This window comes from Pseudomonas sp. PB3P13 (assembly GCF_054897735.1).
The window spans coordinates 3,541,813-3,558,075 of the sequence record NZ_CM142702.1; the positions used below are offsets into that span (position 1 = coordinate 3,541,813).

13 protein-coding genes and 1 pseudogene are annotated in these 16,263 nt (G+C 59.8%); 8 read left to right on the top strand and 6 right to left on the bottom strand.

The genetic code is table 11. The features are described from left to right. Window positions 1-435 precede the first annotated feature (435 nt). Window positions 436-651, top strand: a complete 216-nt coding sequence (rmf, locus tag ACYZT1_RS16340) for a ribosome modulation factor (RefSeq protein ID WP_003223300.1) — start codon at window positions 436-438, stop codon at window positions 649-651. A gap of 300 nt (window positions 652-951) precedes the next feature. Here rmf and ACYZT1_RS16345 read toward each other — a convergent pair whose 3' ends face one another. Next, entirely contained in the window at window positions 952-1,971 is a 1,020-nt protein-coding gene (locus ACYZT1_RS16345) for a quinone-dependent dihydroorotate dehydrogenase (RefSeq protein ID WP_462015732.1), read from the bottom strand. Window positions 1,972-2,200: 229 nt separating this feature from the next. On the opposite strand from ACYZT1_RS16345, the gene ACYZT1_RS16350 reads away from it, so the two are divergent. From ACYZT1_RS16350 to cobA, 7 genes and pseudogenes are all read left to right on the top strand, one after another. After that, window positions 2,201-3,412: a CmpA/NrtA family ABC transporter substrate-binding protein gene (locus tag ACYZT1_RS16350; protein ID WP_462015733.1), complete on the top strand. Its 1,212-nt coding sequence runs from the start codon at window positions 2,201-2,203 to the stop codon at window positions 3,410-3,412. Window positions 3,413-3,427: 15 nt separating this feature from the next. Next, the gene (locus ACYZT1_RS16355; RefSeq protein WP_462015734.1) at window positions 3,428-4,003 is read left to right on the top strand and encodes an ANTAR domain-containing response regulator; all 576 of its coding nucleotides are present in this window, start codon (window positions 3,428-3,430) and stop codon (window positions 4,001-4,003) included. A gap of 252 nt (window positions 4,004-4,255) precedes the next feature. Then, window positions 4,256-5,467 carry a nitrate/nitrite transporter gene (locus ACYZT1_RS16360; RefSeq protein WP_462015735.1) on the top strand — a complete coding sequence of 404 codons (1,212 nt, stop codon included), beginning with the start codon at window positions 4,256-4,258 and terminating at the stop codon, window positions 5,465-5,467. A gap of 7 nt (window positions 5,468-5,474) precedes the next feature. Further along, window positions 5,475-7,145: a protein kinase domain-containing protein gene (locus ACYZT1_RS16365; protein ID WP_462015736.1), complete on the top strand. Its 1,671-nt coding sequence runs from the start codon at window positions 5,475-5,477 to the stop codon at window positions 7,143-7,145. A 303-nt stretch (window positions 7,146-7,448) separates the two neighbouring features. Beyond that, window positions 7,449-8,657 (top strand): annotated as a pseudogene (locus ACYZT1_RS16370) (NAD(P)/FAD-dependent oxidoreductase); the annotation flags it as partial. Between the two features lie 62 nt (window positions 8,658-8,719). After that, on the top strand, window positions 8,720-11,437 hold the full coding sequence (locus ACYZT1_RS16375; protein WP_462015737.1) for a nitrate reductase: 2,718 nt from the start codon (window positions 8,720-8,722) through the stop codon (window positions 11,435-11,437). A 10-nt stretch (window positions 11,438-11,447) separates the two neighbouring features. After that, on the top strand, window positions 11,448-12,212 hold the full coding sequence (gene cobA / locus ACYZT1_RS16380) for a uroporphyrinogen-III C-methyltransferase (protein WP_462015738.1): 765 nt from the start codon (window positions 11,448-11,450) through the stop codon (window positions 12,210-12,212). Window positions 12,213-12,298: 86 nt separating this feature from the next. Here cobA and ACYZT1_RS16385 read toward each other — a convergent pair whose 3' ends face one another. The 5 genes from ACYZT1_RS16385 to ACYZT1_RS16405 form a co-directional block, all read right to left on the bottom strand. After that, a complete protein-coding gene (locus ACYZT1_RS16385) occupies window positions 12,299-13,333 on the bottom strand; it encodes an OmpA family protein (protein ID WP_462015739.1) in 1,035 nt (344 codons plus the stop codon). A 107-nt stretch (window positions 13,334-13,440) separates the two neighbouring features. After that, on the bottom strand, window positions 13,441-14,031 hold the full coding sequence (gene sigX / locus ACYZT1_RS16390) for an RNA polymerase sigma factor SigX (RefSeq protein ID WP_462015740.1): 591 nt from the start codon (window positions 14,029-14,031) through the stop codon (window positions 13,441-13,443). 85 nt (window positions 14,032-14,116) lie between these two features. Beyond that, entirely contained in the window at window positions 14,117-14,941 is an 825-nt protein-coding gene (locus tag ACYZT1_RS16395) for a mechanosensitive ion channel family protein (protein WP_462015741.1), read from the bottom strand. Between the two features lie 2 nt (window positions 14,942-14,943). After that, window positions 14,944-15,192: a hypothetical protein gene (locus tag ACYZT1_RS16400; RefSeq protein WP_007944521.1), complete on the bottom strand. Its 249-nt coding sequence runs from the start codon at window positions 15,190-15,192 to the stop codon at window positions 14,944-14,946. A 63-nt stretch (window positions 15,193-15,255) separates the two neighbouring features. After that, window positions 15,256-16,251 (bottom strand): zinc transporter ZntB, encoded by a 996-nt coding sequence (locus ACYZT1_RS16405; RefSeq protein WP_462015742.1) that lies wholly within the window; start codon window positions 16,249-16,251, stop codon window positions 15,256-15,258. Window positions 16,252-16,263 lie beyond the last annotated feature (12 nt).

Below are 16,263 nucleotides of genomic sequence, written 5' to 3' on the forward strand. Positions count from 1 at the left end.
ACGAAGGTGTGCCGTCCCACCCGTGCTGCTCGAATTCATGAGCTTAGATGCACAGGCAGATAAAGAGGTTGTAGCAACAAACTGTAATAAGCCGACCCTTCGTCGAATAATGCCCGGTACAACAAGAGCGATTCTCGTTCAGGGTTCGGCCTGTCATTAAGCTTGGGGGCCGATCATACCGGGGTTTGGCCAATAATCCTGCACCGAACATCAAGTTACTTATGGCCATAGCACCTTAACGGTTACGTGCTTATGACAAAACGATCATTCCATCTATGTGACTCATTGGTTAGAAATCACCACAGGTTGACGCCGCAACGGCGTCGACACCTTGGCTCGCGACGCCGGCAGCGAGCCCCAACGGCAGAGATTTTCTGCCAGACCTCAGTCGAGGTCGACGCGATAAATACAGTCAACAAGTGAGGGCAACACCCTATGAGAAGACTTAAGCGTGATCCGTTGGAAAGAGCATTTTTGCGCGGATATCAATATGGCGTTGGTGGCAAATCCCGTGAGCTTTGCCCATTTACTCTACCGTCGGTACGTCAGGCCTGGATTAACGGCTGGCGAGAAGGACGCGGCGACAACTGGGACGGTATGACCGGCACTGCGGGAATCCACAGACTCAACGAACTTCACGCCGTCGGCTGACACAGGGCTTAACACTCCGACACGACAATCTGATTACGTAACGACTTACCACGCACGCCCCATCCGGGCGGCGGGCTCCGGCCCAAGGGCTCCTTTGAGGAGCCCTTTTTTATGCTTGCAGAATAGCTCTGTGGCGAGGGGGCTTGCCTGTGGTGAGGGGGCTTGCCCCCGTTGGGTCGCGAAGCAGCCCCAATGCAAAAAAAAACGGTGCGTCAGATAAATCACGGGCGCAGGATCTACGCCTGCTGCGCAGCCGAACGGGGGCAGGCCCCCTCGCCACAAAAGCTCGCTCTCACAGGATCAGCGCAGTGCTGCTATGGCATCGACAGATTCACGAATCAACGCCGGGCCTTTGTAGATGAAACCGGAATAGAGCTGCACCAGGCTCGCACCGGCCGCGATTTTTTCAGCGGCATGCCTGCCTTCGGTGATTCCGCCTACAGCAATGATCGGCAAGCGACCCGCCAGCTCCGACGCCAACACCTTAACGGTATGGGTGCTCTTCTCGCGCACCGGGGCGCCGGACAGACCGCCCGCCTCGTCACCGTGCTCCATGCCTTCAACGCCCACGCGGCTCAGGGTGGTGTTGGTGGCGATCACCGCGTCCATTCCGGTTTCGATCAGCGCTTGGGCGACCTGTGCGGTTTCCTCGTCGGTCATGTCCGGGGCAATCTTGATGGCCAGCGGTACATGTTTGCCGTAACGCAGCGCCAGTTCCGCGCGGCGGGTGGCAAGGTCGGCAAGCAACTGCTTGAGCGAATCGCCAAATTGCAGGCTGCGCAGGCCTGGGGTGTTCGGCGAGCTGACGTTGACCGTGACATAACTGGCGTGGACGTAGACCTTGTCCAGGCAGATCAGGTAATCATCGACCGCGCGCTCGACCGGTGTGTCGAAATTCTTGCCGATGTTGATGCCCAGCACGCCTTTGTATTTGGCCGCTGCCACCCGTGCCAGCAAATGATCGACGCCGAGATTGTTGAAGCCCATGCGGTTGATGATCGCCTCGGCTTCCGGCAGACGGAAAATCCGAGGTTTCGGATTACCCGGCTGCGGGCGCGGGGTGATGGTGCCGATTTCGACAAAACCAAAACCCAGCTGAGCGAAGCCGTCGATGGCCGCGCCGTTCTTGTCCAGACCGGCCGCCAGCCCTACCGGGTTGGGAAAATCCAGGCCCATGACGGTCACCGGCATTTTCGCCGGCGCCTTGCTCAGCAAGCCGTTAAGGCCCAACCGCCCGCCCGCGCCAATCAAGTCCAGGGACAGATCGTGGGAGGTTTCCGGGGAAAGTTTGAACAACAGCTGACGGGCCAGGGTGTACATGGGCGGTGTGGTCTCGAGCGCGGCGAAATGAGGCGGCGATTATAGCCGGGCATCGCAGTCGCGCGCGAGGCGCGCAGGCAAATCGTCGGTGCTGGCATATGCCTTGCACCAGTCACTGCATCAGTACTCATGCCAACGACGGCATGGGTGCCAGGACAGTGGCGTCGTCACCCGGCCTTGCTCATGCGAGGACCCGGGACGACGCTTTTTTATGCAAGGTGAAGATGCGATGAACGAACCATCAGCCGGTCCGTTGGCCTGGGTCAACGGCAGCGACGCCCCGGAAAAGACCGACATCAACCTCGGCTTCATGGCCCTCAGCGACTGCGCCTCGGTGGTCGTTGCCGCCACCCAGGGCTTCGCTCAGCCCTATGGGCTGACGTTGAACCTCAAGCGCCAGTCGTCCTGGGCCAACCTGCGCGACAAACTGGTCAATGGCGAACTCGACGCCGCGCACAGCCTGTACGGTTTGATCTACGCCGTGCATTTAGGCATCGGCGGCGTCGCGCCCACCGACATGGCGGTACTGATGGGCCTGAACCAGAATGGCCAGAGCATCAACTTGTCCCACGGCTTGCAAGCCCTGGGCGTGACCGGTCCTGAAGCACTCGACCGGCACGTGCACCAAACTCGCCCGAAACTCACTTTTGCCCAGACTTTCCCCACCGGGACCCACGCCATGTGGCTGTATTACTGGCTCGCGAGTCTGGGCATTCATCCGCTGCACGATGTCACCAGCGTGGTGGTGCCGCCTCCGCAAATGGTCGCGCACCTTCAGGCGGGGCGTATTGACGGCTTTTGCGTCGGCGAACCCTGGTCTGCCAGTGCGGTGAAACAGAACCTCGGCTTCACCATGGCGACCACGCAGACCCTCTGGCCCGATCACCCGGAAAAGGTCCTCGGGTGCACCCGCGCCTTTGTGGAGCAATATCCCAACACGGCGCGAGCGCTGGTGATGGCGATTCTGGAAGCCAGCCGTTTCATTGATCAGAACACCGAAAATCGACGCAGCACCGCGCAGCTGTTAAGTGCGGCCGAGTTTCTCGACGCGCCGCTCGACTGCATCGAACCGCGCCTGCTCGGCGATTATGACGACGGCCTCGGCAATCGCTGGCAGGACCCGCACGCACTGCGTTTCCACGGTGACGGCGAGGTCAATCTGCCGTATTTGTCCGATGGCATGTGGTTCATGACCCAGTTCCGGCGCTGGGGGTTGTTGCGCGACGATCCGGACTACCTCGCGGTGGCCCGACACGTGCAGCAACTGAACCTGTACCGGGAGGCCGCCGCCGCTGTCGGCGTGGCCGCCAACGCTCGCGACATGCGCAGCAGCCAGTTGATTGACGGCAAAGTCTGGGATGGTTCCGAACCCGTCGCCTACGCCCAGAGCTTCAAGCTGCACGCTTTGAGCGACAGCTCACCCCTTCTCGCCCGCCGCTGACAGGAGATTGCGAACATGCTGCGTATTCTGCTGATCAACGACACTGCGAAAAAAGTCGGCCGCCTGAAAGCGGCGTTGACGCTAGCCGGGTTCGAGGTGATCGACGAATCCGGCCTGACCATCGACTTGCCCGCGCGCGTCGAAACGGTGCGCCCCGACGTGATCCTGATCGATACCGAGTCACCAAGCCGTGATGTGATGGAGCAAGTGGTGCTGGTGTCGCGGGATCAGCCGCGCCCAATCGTGATGTTTACCGACGAACATGACCCCAATGTAATGCGCCAGGCGATCAAGTCCGGGGTCAGTGCCTACATCGTCGAAGGCATTCATGCACAACGTTTGCAGCCGATTCTCGACGTTGCCATGGCACGCTTTGAAAGCGACCAGGCCTTGCGCGCGCAATTGCACGCCCGCGACCAGCAACTGGCTGAGCGCAAGCGCATCGAGCTGGCCAAAGGCATGCTGATGAAGATGAAAGCGTGCAATGAAGAAGAGGCCTACACCCTGATGCGTCGCCAGGCGATGAGCCGCCAGCAGAAGCTGATTCAGGTGGCGGAACAGATCATTGCGATGAGTGAGTTGTTGGGTTGACCTCGCCACAACAATCTCTTTATCCCCATACAAACTATTGGCACAAATCTCGCTAAGTAATCACCACAGGTAACCAACGGCGGTTGCCCACCTACGACAAAGACGTCGCTCACCTCGTTTGCCTTTCGGCGAATCAGGTGGCGGCGTTTTTTTGTTTGGCCCCGCAACCCGGGGTCGGTGGTGCGGCCGTGCCGACGCCCCACTCGCTAGTTCATGACTCTTTTTCGAGACGACCAACCGCTGAGGTGCGCGATGAATTCAAGCTTCTGGAAATCCGGCCATACCCCAACCCTGTTCGCGGCCTTTCTCTATTTCGACCTGAGTTTCATGGTGTGGTACCTGCTGGGCCCGATGGCGGTGCAGATCGCCGCCGACTTGCAGTTGACCACTCAACAACGCGGCCTGATGGTGGCCACGCCGATTCTGGCCGGCGCCATACTGCGCTTCGTCATGGGCATGCTGGCCGATCGTCTGTCGCCGAAAACAGCCGGGCTGATAGGCCAGGTGATTGTCATCTGCGCCCTGTTTGTCGCCTGGATGCATGGCATTCACACTTACGAACAAGCGCTGTTGCTGGGCTTGTTCCTCGGCATGGCCGGCGCCTCGTTCGCCGTCGCCCTGCCGCTGGCCTCGCAATGGTATCCGCCGCAGCATCAGGGCAAAGCCATGGGGATTGCCGGCGCCGGCAATTCGGGCACGGTGCTCGCCGCGCTGATCGCTCCGGTACTGGCGGCCGCGTTTGGCTGGAGCAACGTGTTCGGCTTTGCGCTGATCCCGCTGATCGTGACCCTCATCGTGTTCGCCTGGCTGGCCAAAAACGCCCCCGAGCGACCGAAAGCCAAATCGGTGGCCGATTACTTCAAAGCCCTGGGCGACCGTGACAGCTGGTGGTTCATGTTCTTCTACAGCGTGACCTTCGGCGGTTTCATCGGCCTGGCCAGCGCCCTGCCTGGCTATTTCAACGACCAATACGGCCTGAGCCCGGTCACCGCCGGTTACTACACCGCCGCCTGCGTGTTTGGTGGCAGTCTGATGCGGCCGCTGGGTGGCGCGCTGGCCGATCGCTTCGGCGGCATTCGCACTCTATTGGCGATGTACACCGTGGCGGCGATCTGCATTGCCGCCGTCGGTTTCAATCTGCCCAGTTCCTACGCGGCGCTGGCACTTTTCGTCTGCACCATGCTTGGCCTGGGTGCAGGTAACGGCGCGGTGTTTCAACTGGTCCCGCAGCGTTTTCGTCGGGAGATCGGCGTGATGACCGGCTTGATCGGCATGGCCGGCGGCATTGGCGGGTTTGCACTGGCCGCGGGCATGGGCGCTATCAAGCAGAGCACCGGGAGCTATCAACTCGCCTTGTGGCTGTTCGCCAGCCTTGGCGTACTCGCCTGGTTCGGTCTGCATGGCGTGAAGCGTCGCTGGAGAACCACCTGGGGCTCGGCGGCCGTGACCGCGGCGCGGGTCTGAAGACTGAATGAGTTTGCAACTGAGTTTTGCCGAAGCCAGCGCCACCGGGCCGCGTGAGGAGAATCAGGACGCCTTGCGCCTGGTCACCCCCGCGCCGGCGCTGGCGGCAAGCAAAGGTTACCTGTTCGCCATCGCCGACGGCGTCAGCCAGTGCGCCGATGGCGGGCTGGCGGCGCGTTCGACATTGCAGGCACTGGCGCTGGATTATTACGCCACCCCGGAAACCTGGGGTGTCGCCCAGGCACTGGATCGCTTGCTGCTCGCGCAAAATCGCTGGTTGCAGGCCAACGGCAATGGGCAACCGCTGCTGACCACTGTCAGCGCTCTGGTAGTGCGCGGCAGGCGTTTTACCTTGGCGCACGTCGGTGATTGCAGGGTTTATCGCTGGCACGCCGGTCAGCTGCAACGTATCAGCGAAGATCATGTCTGGGACCAACCGGGCATGCAGCATGTGCTGAAACGCGCCCTGGGCCTCGATCAGCACCTGGTGCTGGATTTTCTCGACGGTGAATTGCGTGTCGATGAGAGTTTCGTACTGCTCAGCGATGGCATCTGGGCTGTCTTGGGCGACACTGCGATTGCAGCGATTTTGCGCGACCAACCGGACTTGTCCATGGCCGCGCAAACACTGGTCAGCGCGGCGCACCTGGCTGGCAGTCAGGACAATGCCAGCGCGCTGCTGGTGCGGGTCGATGCACTCGGTGAAACAAGCATCGGCGACGCGCTGATTCATCTCCGGCAATGGCCGCTGCCGCCAGCGCTGAAGCCCGGCCAGGTGTTCGAGGGCTGGAAAGTGCAAGGGATTCTTGCGCAGAGCCAGCAATCACTGCTGTACCGGGTATGCGACGCACAGCAGCAATCCTGGCTGTTGAAAACCTTGCCCGCGGCGCTACGCGACGATCACCTGGCCGGGCAGGCGCTGCTGTCGGAGGAATGGTTTCTCAAACGCGTGGCCGGGCGACATTTTCCCGAGGTGCATGCCGCCAGTCAGCGTCAGCATTTGTACTATGTGATGCGTGAATATTCCGGCTCCACCCTCGCGCAATTACACGCGCGCGCAGGACCATTACCACTGGCGCAATGGCAGGACCTGGCCGAGCGCCTGCTGCGGGCGGTGGGCATGCTGCACCGACGCCAGATTTTGCATCGCGACATCAAACCGGAAAATCTTCTGCTGGGTGACGATGGGGAACTGCGCCTGCTGGATTTCGGCCTCGCGTACTGCCCCGGCTTGTCCGAAGACCAGGCCTGCGCCCTGCCCGGAACCCCCAGCTACATCGCGCCAGAGGCATTTCGTGGTGACGCACCGACGCCGCAGCAAGACTTGTATGCGGTTGGCGTGACCCTGTATTTCCTGCTCACCGGGCATTATCCCTTCGGCGAAATCGAAGCCTTCCAGCGTCCGCGATTCGGCCTGCCGGTGAGTGCCAGCCGTTACCGGCCGGACCTGCCGGAGTGGTTGGCGCAAAGCCTTGAGCGTGCGGTTGCAGTGGAACCCGGTGCGCGATTCGAAACGGCGGAAGAATGGTTGCTGGTGCTGGAACAGGGCGAGCGACGCAGTTTGAGCGTGCGCCCGCGACCTTTGCTGGAGCGCGAGCCGTTGAAGGTGTGGCGAACCATGGCGCTGCTCTCGCTGGTGGTTAATCTGGTGCTGCTGGTGTTGATATTTCGTGGCTAAGGAAGCGCAGCTTCTGCCTCAAAACGGGCACTTCGCCTTAATTCAGTGCATTAAAACCGCATCTCAGCCAAGCAGTCCCCCATAGAACCGCGGGCTGCACACTTGGCACAACCACTGCATTACCTACCCCACCACACATAAAGCCCAGCCTTCAACGACGAAGGTGCGCTGCCCGAGAGAACGGGTCCAGGACAAAGGCGTCCTCGCTAGGCAACTAGCGGGACGCCTTTTTTTGTTTGCGCAAATTTGTTGAGCACAACCTGACGGCCTCTCGAGGCGGTCCCCGGCCCACCGGAGAACATGATGAAAAAATTGAAACTGGTGATGATCGGCAACGGCATGGCCGGGGTCCGCACCCTGGAAGAGCTGCTCAAGCTGAGCAACGAGCTGTACGACATCACTGTCTTCGGCGCTGAACCCCATGCCAACTACAACCGCATCCTGCTGTCACCCGTGCTGGCCGGTGAGCAAACGTTCGAAGACATCATGCTCAACGACCTCGACTGGTACCTCGGGAATAACATCAACCTGCTGCTCAATCGCCATGTGGTGGAGATCGACCGGATCAAACGCCGCGTCATCGCCGAAGACGGCACCGAGGCCGAATACGATCGCTTGCTGATCGCTACCGGCTCGACGCCTTTCATCCTGCCGATCCCCGGCAATACCCTGCAGGGCGTGATCGGTTACCGCGACATCACCGACACTCAGGCGATGATCAACACCGCGAAAACGCATAAACACGCGGTGGTCATCGGGGGCGGCTTGCTGGGGCTGGAGGCGGCCAACGGCCTGATGCTGCGCGGAATGCACGTCACCGTGGTGCACATCGGCGAATGGCTACTGGAGCGCCAACTCGACAAAATCAGCGGCCAGCTGCTGCAGTCCGCACTGGAAGCCCGCGGACTGCAGTTCCGTCTGCGTGAACAGACAGCGGCCCTGCACGATGCCGGCGATGGCCGCGTAGGCTCGATTGAGTTCAGGAACGGCGACATCCTCCCTGCCGACCTGGTGGTGATGGCCGCCGGCATCCGCCCGCGCACCGAACTTGCGGAAAAATCCGGCCTACCCTGCAATCGGGGGATTCTGGTCAACGACACGATGCAAACCTACGACCCACGGATTTACGCGATCGGCGAGTGCGCCAGTCACCGTGGTATCGCCTATGGCCTGGTCGCGCCACTGTTCGAACAGGCCAAGGTGTGCGCCAATCACTTGGCCCAATTAGGCTTCGCCACCTACAAAGGCTCGGTGACCTCGACCAAATTGAAGGTGACCGGCATTGACCTGTTCTCCGCTGGCGACTTCATGGGGGGTGAAGGCACCGAGACCATCACCCTCTGCGACCCGATCAGCGGCGTCTACAAAAAACTGGTGATCAAGGACGACGTGCTGGTCGGCGCCTGCCTGTACGGCGATGTCACCGATGGCGGTTGGTATTTCCAGCAGATCCGTGAGAACGACGACATTAGGCACATTCGCGATCACTTGATGTTTGGTGCCCCATCGCTCACCGCGCCGACCGTTGGCGAGGACGATGATCTGGCTCCAGTTGCCCTGCAGGAAGCCAGCTGATGGACCGTCAGATCACGGCCTCGACGTGCTGTTACTGCGGCGTCGGCTGCGGCGTGCTGATCGAACATGACGGCGAGCGCATCCTCGGCGTCAGCGGGGATCCGGCGCACCCGGCCAATTTCGGCAAACTGTGCAGCAAAGGCTCGACCCTGCACCTGACCGGCGACCTCGCCGCCCGCGCTTTATACCCCGAACTGCGCCTGGGCAAAGGACTCGCGCGCAGTCGCACCGACTGGGACACCGCGCTGGACCATGCTGCCAATGTCTTTGCCGATACCGTCGCCGAGCACGGTCCCGACAGCGTCGCTTTTTACATCTCCGGCCAGCTGCTCACTGAAGATTATTACGTGTTCAACAAACTGGCGCGGGCGCTGGTGGGCACCAACAATATCGACAGCAATTCGCGGCTGTGCATGTCGTCTGCAGTGGTGGGTTACAAGCGCAGCCTGGGCGCTGATGCACCGCCGTGCAGCTATGAAGATATCGAGTTGAGCGACTGCGTGATGATTGTCGGCAGCAACATGGCCTACGCCCACCCGGTATTGTTCCGACGTCTTGAGGCAGCAAAAGCCCGTCGGCCGCAGATGAAAGTCATCGTCATTGACCCGCGTCGTACCGATACCTGCGACCTGGCCGACCTGCACCTGGCCATTTTGCCAGGCACCGATGTCGCCTTGTTCCATGGGATTTTGCACCTGTTGCTGAAGGAACAATGGATTGACCGCGGTTTCATCGAAGCGCACACCGACGGGCTAGCAGAACTGGACGCTCTGGTGCGCGATTACGCCCCGCATCGAGTGTCGCAGCTTTGCGGGATCAGCCTCGCGCAGCTGCGCCAGTGCGCCGAATGGGTCGGCACTTCCCAGAGCTTTCTGTCGCTGTGGTGCATGGGGCTGAATCAATCGACGGCGGGCAGTGCAAAAAACAGCGCTTTGATCAACCTGCACCTGGCCACCGGACAAATCGGCCGCCCCGGAGCAGGACCTTTCTCGCTGACCGGTCAGCCGAACGCCATGGGCGGCCGGGAAACCGGCAGCTTATCCAACCTGCTGCCCGGCCATCGTGACGCGGCCAACCCTGAGCATTGCGCTGAAGTAGCGGCGTACTGGGGCGTCGAGCAACTGCCGGCAACCACCGGGCTGACAGCCATCGAGCTGTTCGAACAAGTACGCGGCGGCAAAATCAAGGCACTGTGGATTGCCTGCACTAACCCGGCGCAATCGCTCCCGGACCAGAACGCTGTGCGCGCGGCATTGCAAGCCTGCCCTTTCGTCGTCCTGCAGGAAGCTTTCCGCACCACTGAAACGGCCGCATTTGCCGATCTGCTGCTGCCGGCCGCCAGCTGGGGCGAGAAGGAAGGCACGGTGACCAACTCCGAGCGGCGAATTTCCCACGTGCGCCAAGCGATAGTCGCACCGGCTGAAACCCGTTCCGACTGGTCGATCACGGTGGATTTCGCACAACGTCTGGAGAAACGTCTGCGGCCGGACCAGGCCAGTCTCTTCGCCTTCGAGTCGCCCGCGCAGATTTTTGATGAGTACAAATGGCTGACCCGCGGACGAGATCTGGACCTTTGCGGTATCAGCCATGAGCTGCTCGACCGTCTCGGCCCTCAGCAATGGCCGTTTCTCGCAGGCGCAACGCACGGCACGCCGCGATTGTATGTGGACGGGGTTTTTCCCACCGCTAACGGCCGCGCGCGGTTCATCGCCGACCCGTACCACGCCGCCAGGGAACAGCGGGACGCAGAGTTTCCGCTGACCTTGCTCACCGGTCGCCTGCGCGATCAGTGGCATGGCATGAGTCGCACCGGCACGGCTGCGCAATTATTTGGTCACGTCAGCGAAGCGCAATTAAGCCTGCACCCGGATGAGCTGCGCCGGCATTCCCTGCAAACGGGCGATCTGGTCAGCCTTGAAAGCCGTCGCGGTGCGCTGATAGTTGCCGTGAGCAGCGACGACAGCGTGCGCCCCGGGCAGGCCTTTATGCCCATGCATTGGGGTGATCGCTTCCTCAAGGGCGGCGTCAATGCAATCACACAACCGGCGTTCGACCCCCTGTCGAAGCAGCCAGAGTTGAAACACAGCGGCGTGCGTCTTGAACCGGTGAATTTGCCGTGGAGGCTTTTCGCGTTGGTCGAAGGTGATGTTCAACAGCATTTTGAGACGCTACGACCGCTGTGTGAGGCGTTTTCCTACGCAAGCCTCAGCTTGGCAGGTCGTGAGCGCCCGGCGCTGGTCATACGTGCCGCCAGCTTCACCGCGCCGGAGCCCGCGGTGATGCACGCTTTCGACCAGTGCCTTGGCCTCAGTGAAGGGCCCGTACTGGCCTATGACGACCCCGCACGTTCGATTGGCAAACGGGTGCGCATCGACAATGACCGGATCACCGCGATTCGTCTGTCCGGCGAAACGCTTGCCCAACACTGGCTGCAAAACCTTTGGCTCGAGGGTCGTGCCGATCAGCAGCTGCGACGCTGGCTGCTGGCGCCGTTAAGTGCGCCGCCGGGACACACCAGCACCTCGGTGGCGGGCAGAACAATTGTGTGCAATTGCATGAACGTCAGTCAGGACACGATCTGCGCAGGCATCAGCGCCGGCCTGGATTTATCCGGTTTGAAACAAAAAATGGGCTGTGGCACGCAGTGCGGTTCCTGCGTTCCGCAAATCAAGCGTTTGCTGGCTACCACCGCGCAGCCGGTCGCTGTCATCTCGTGAGGAAAACACTATGAGCGCAAAAGTCTGGCTGGTGGGCGCAGGTCCCGGCGACCCGGAACTGTTGACCCTGAAGGCTGTTCGGGCACTGAGCGGAGCGGCTGTGGTGTTGATCGACGATCTGGTGAACGAGGCGGTACTCGAGCATTGTCCGCAGGCACGCATCATTGCGGTGGGCAAACGCGGAGGCTGCCGCTCGACGCCCCAGGCGTTCATTCATCGCCTGATGTTGCGTTATGCCCGCCAAGGCAAGTGCGTGGTGCGGCTCAAGGGCGGCGATCCGTGCATATTCGGTCGTGGCGGCGAAGAGGCGCAGTGGTTGCGTGAACACGGGATTGAGGTCGAGCTGGTCAATGGCATTACGGCCGGTCTTGCAGGCGCGACGCAGTGCGGCATTGCGCTAACCCTGCGTGGGGTGGCACGCGGCGTGACCCTGGTGACGGCGCACACGCAGGATGACAGCAGCCTGAACTGGCCAGCGCTCGCACAAAGCGGCACGACGCTGGTGATTTACATGGGCGTGGCGAAGTTGAGCGAGATCCGCGAACAGTTGCTGGCGGGAGGCCTGAATGAGGATACGCCGGTGGCGATGATTGAAAATGCATCGTTGCCACATCAGCGGGAATATCGGAGCAGCCTCACAACGATGCAGGAAGATGCCTACAGCTTTGAATTGAAGAGCCCGGCTATTCTTGTGATCGGCGCCGTGGCGGCCTATGGCGCGCAGACCGAATTTGAGCATGGCTTGAACGCGATGACGGAAGAACAATCCGCCTGAGACAGGCTGATTCACCGTCCTTCAGGTAAATCGCAGACAAAGAAAAGCCCGGCCTGAGCCGGGCTTTTCTCAAAGCTGCGAGCTAATTACTTAGCGTTAGCTTCAACCTGCGCTTCTACGCGACGGTTTACAGCGCGGCCAGCGTCAGTAGCGTTGTCGGCAACTGGGCGGGATTCGCCGTAGCCAACAGACTGAACGCGGGACGATTCAACACCGTACTGGTTGGTCAGAACTTGCTTAACGGCGTTTGCACGACGCTCGGACAGTTTCTGGTTGTAAGCGTCAGGACCGACGGAGTCAGTGTGACCTTCAACAGTAGTGCTGGTGGATGGGTACTGCTTCATGAAGTCAGCCAGGTTCTTGATGTCGCCATAGCTGTTGGTTTTAACAACAGATTTGTCGAAATCGAACTTAACGTCCAGCTCAACACGAACAACTTCAGCAACCGCTGGGCAGCCGTCAGCATCAACAGTTACGTTGGCTGGGGTGTCCGGGCACTTGTCAACGTTGTCGCAAACGCCGTCGTTGTCGCTGTCGGAGCAGACTTCAGCCGGTGCTGGAACTGGAGCAGCAGCAGGCTTGGAGCCGCCACCGAAGTTCACACCGATACCAACGCTAGGAGCCCACTCGGTGTCGCCCTGGTCGATATTGTACTGAGCTTCAACGCCGGCACGGGCGTAGAAGTTGTCAGTGAAGTACAGCTTGGCACCGCCGCCAACGTTGGCGAAGGTGGAACGGTTGCGGCCGTTGCTGCCATTCTGGTCAATGCTCTGGTCCGAGAAACCGGCCGAGACGTAAGGACGCAGCATGTCGCCTGGGTTGTTGAAGTGGTACAGAGCGTCCAAAGCGGTGTTAGCGCCTTTAACGTTCGTGCCGTCGTCAGTACGCGCGTTGTGTACTTCGTCGTAGGCCAGACGCAGTTCAACGTCGTCGGTCAGGAAGTAACCGATCGAGCCGCCGAACAGGTTGCCGTTGTTTTTGAAGTCGCGAGCGCTGTCGAACATTTCTTTCTTGGCGAAGCCTTCGATTTCAACTGCGCCTTGGCCTTGTGCCAGTGCGCCGAACGAAGTGGCTGCAATAAGAGAACCAATGGCCAAGCCCAAGGTGTTTTTCAGTTTCATCCGTTAAATCCCCATCTGGTGATTGTGAAGCAGTCCCGCAAACCGGGGGACAACTCGGCGGCAAGTCTATCAGAACTTGCCTACACGTAAGAGATATTTGCGCCGAACTAAGTTTCAGCAATGCCCGCAAATTTCTCACGCAATTTATCTAGAGCACGTTTGTAACGCATTTTTGTCGCACTCAAACCCATGTGCATGATATCCGCGATTTCCTGAAACTCCAGCTCTGCGACAAATCGTAGCACCAGAATTTCCCGGTCGATCGGATTTACATACACCAGCCAGCGATCAAGTCCGCCCTTCTCTTCAGGGTTCGGCGCCTTTTCTTCAGACGCTTCCTCAAGCGGGTCCAGACTCAACGCGTCCATCAAGCGACGCTTTCGCCGTTCCTTCCGATACTGCGTGATGCATTCGTTGTACGTGATGCTGTAGAGCCAGGTTTTGAACTTCGATTTCCCCTCGAAGTTCTTCAGGCCATACAGCACCTTCAACATCACTTCCTGACAGACATCGTCTGCGTCGCGATCGTTCCCGAGATAACGTGCACAGACGTTAAATAATGTTCTCTGGTAACGCCGCATCAATTCTTCATAGGCACGCGTCACGTGAAACAGCTCGGTATGCGAGCGCGCGACCAACTCCTCATCAGAGAGCTCGCGGGGGTCGTAGCGCGTAGAGAGCGATTGAGCTTTATTCAAAACAAGTCGGGCCGACAGTCAGGTCAATGTCCGCCGCAGCCCTGGTGGGCATTTGCGGCGGCATACATTAGCAGGGTTTGCCGGGTTAGCGGCTACTCACATGCTGCTCCAGCAGGATCCGATTGGAGAGAGAGACTAGCTCACCCTCGTCGGTCAGCAATGTGGTTTTAACCGTGCCGATCTCTTCGATCTGACCTTCGACCTCGCCAACACGCACTTGTTGCCCAACCACGTACAACTCACGCACATAGATTCCCGCAAGAATCTGACCCGCAATTTCCCGGCTTCCCAGGCCCATGGCCAGCGCAACTGCCAGACCAACGGTAATCAATACGATAACAATCACATGGTTGAGCAGGTCAGTCTTGACCTCCAACTGGCTGATCGCCACCGAAATACTGATGATGATCACCATGCCCTGGGCGATTCGCCCAAGCCCGGAAGCGTAATCCAGACCTACACCTTCTGCCGCACCGCGCACCAGCCCGTTGGCCAGTTGCGCAAGCAGCACACCCACCAGCAGGACCAGCGCGGCGCCGAATACTTTTGGCAAATAGAGCGCAAGCATGTCCAGCGTAGCCGAGACTCGCTCAAGGCCAAGAGATTCCGCTGCAGAAACCAGAAATATCAGCAGAACGAACCAATAGACGATTTTGCCGATCAGTGTCGAGATCGGCACTTGCAGGCCGGCCCGGGACAATAATTTTGTCAGACCGGTGCCACCCATCAGGCGATCAAGCCCCAGTTTGGCCAGCAGCTTGGACAGCAAGGTGTCGAGCAACTTGGCCACCACGAAGCCCAATAGCAGCACAACCAGTGCGCCAAACAGGTTCGGGATGAAATTCGCGATTTTAGTCCACAACGCAGTCATTGCAGTGACGAGGCTCTGAGTCCAGAGATCAAGTTCCATATTCAATCAGCCTTATCAGCAGTGCGAACGGTTGGTTTACGGTGACGGGAAACCGGCGAGACATGCGCCGATCCATTATTCAGGGCGATCATCAACGCGGGCAGCCAGCGGCCCAGCAGACTGAACAGGTCGCCGGCGCCGACCTGGCGGTTGGCAGTTTTCAGCACACGGCCAAGGCACGCATCATCGTCCCGGGTGGACGGTGAAGCGTTCAACATGTCGCGTAAAGACTGTTCAAACGGATCGTGCATACGCACCTCTCGTGATGTCTGTGAAAGACGCGGTCAAATTTGCCCGGGTCACATGCCGCATTGTCAGACCCAGCGCAAACGTCGGAATAACCACCACTGCCCGATAGCCACCGAGGCGATCAGAAGGCAGGCAATGAGGAAGCCATAAGGGCTTTCGGAGAAGGGAATTCCTCCAACGTTGATACCCAACAGACCGGTCAGAAAACTCATCGGCAAAAAAATCCCGGTGATGATCCCGAAGCGATACATCGTGCGGTTCATGCGCACGCTCAAGCGTCTGTCTTCGGCCTCGAGGACCAGCCCCACCCGCTCCCGGGTCAGCTCCAGCTCTTCAAGATAGCGGGTCAGGCTGTTGTTCAATTCGTTCCAGTAATCGCCATCATCTTCGACGAACCAGGGCAGTTTCAACCGCGTCAGTTGCCCGAAAATCTCCCGTTGCGGCGCCAGGAATCGCTTCAGCGCAGCAGCCCGTCGGCGGATCTGCAAAATGGCGCCGTGTTCCGGTGTATACCGTTCGTCGGCATCCAGTTTTTCTTCTTCTTCATCGACCACTTCCGAAAGGCAACTGACCAGATCCTGCACTTTGTTGGTGAGGTACTGCGCCATATAAAGGATGAGTTCAGAGGCGGTCTTCGGTCCTTTGCCTTCAGCGAGCTGCACCAGCAACTCATCAGTGGCGCGCAACGGCCGTAGCCGCAGGGAAATCACCCGCTGCGCCGCAGCGAATATGCGTACGGAGACCATGTCTTCCGGCTCGGCCCCGGGATTGAGGTTGACCCCGCGCAAAAACAGCAACAGCTCGGAGTCCGGCAGCGCGAGCAAGCGCGGCCGGGTATTTTCTTCGAGCAACAGGTCGCAACTGAATTCGCTCAGCCCGCTGGATTTACGCAGCCAGGTCTGAGTTTGCGGGTGACTGCGATCCCAGTGCAGCCACAGGCTTTCATGGGCCTGCAGCTGCAATTCGTCGAGTTCTGTCCGGGCTATCGAACGCGCACCGCCTTTACCATCCAGCACCAGGGCATGCACCAGGCCCCACTGCGCGTTTTCTTCCTCGAACATCCTCACCCCTTG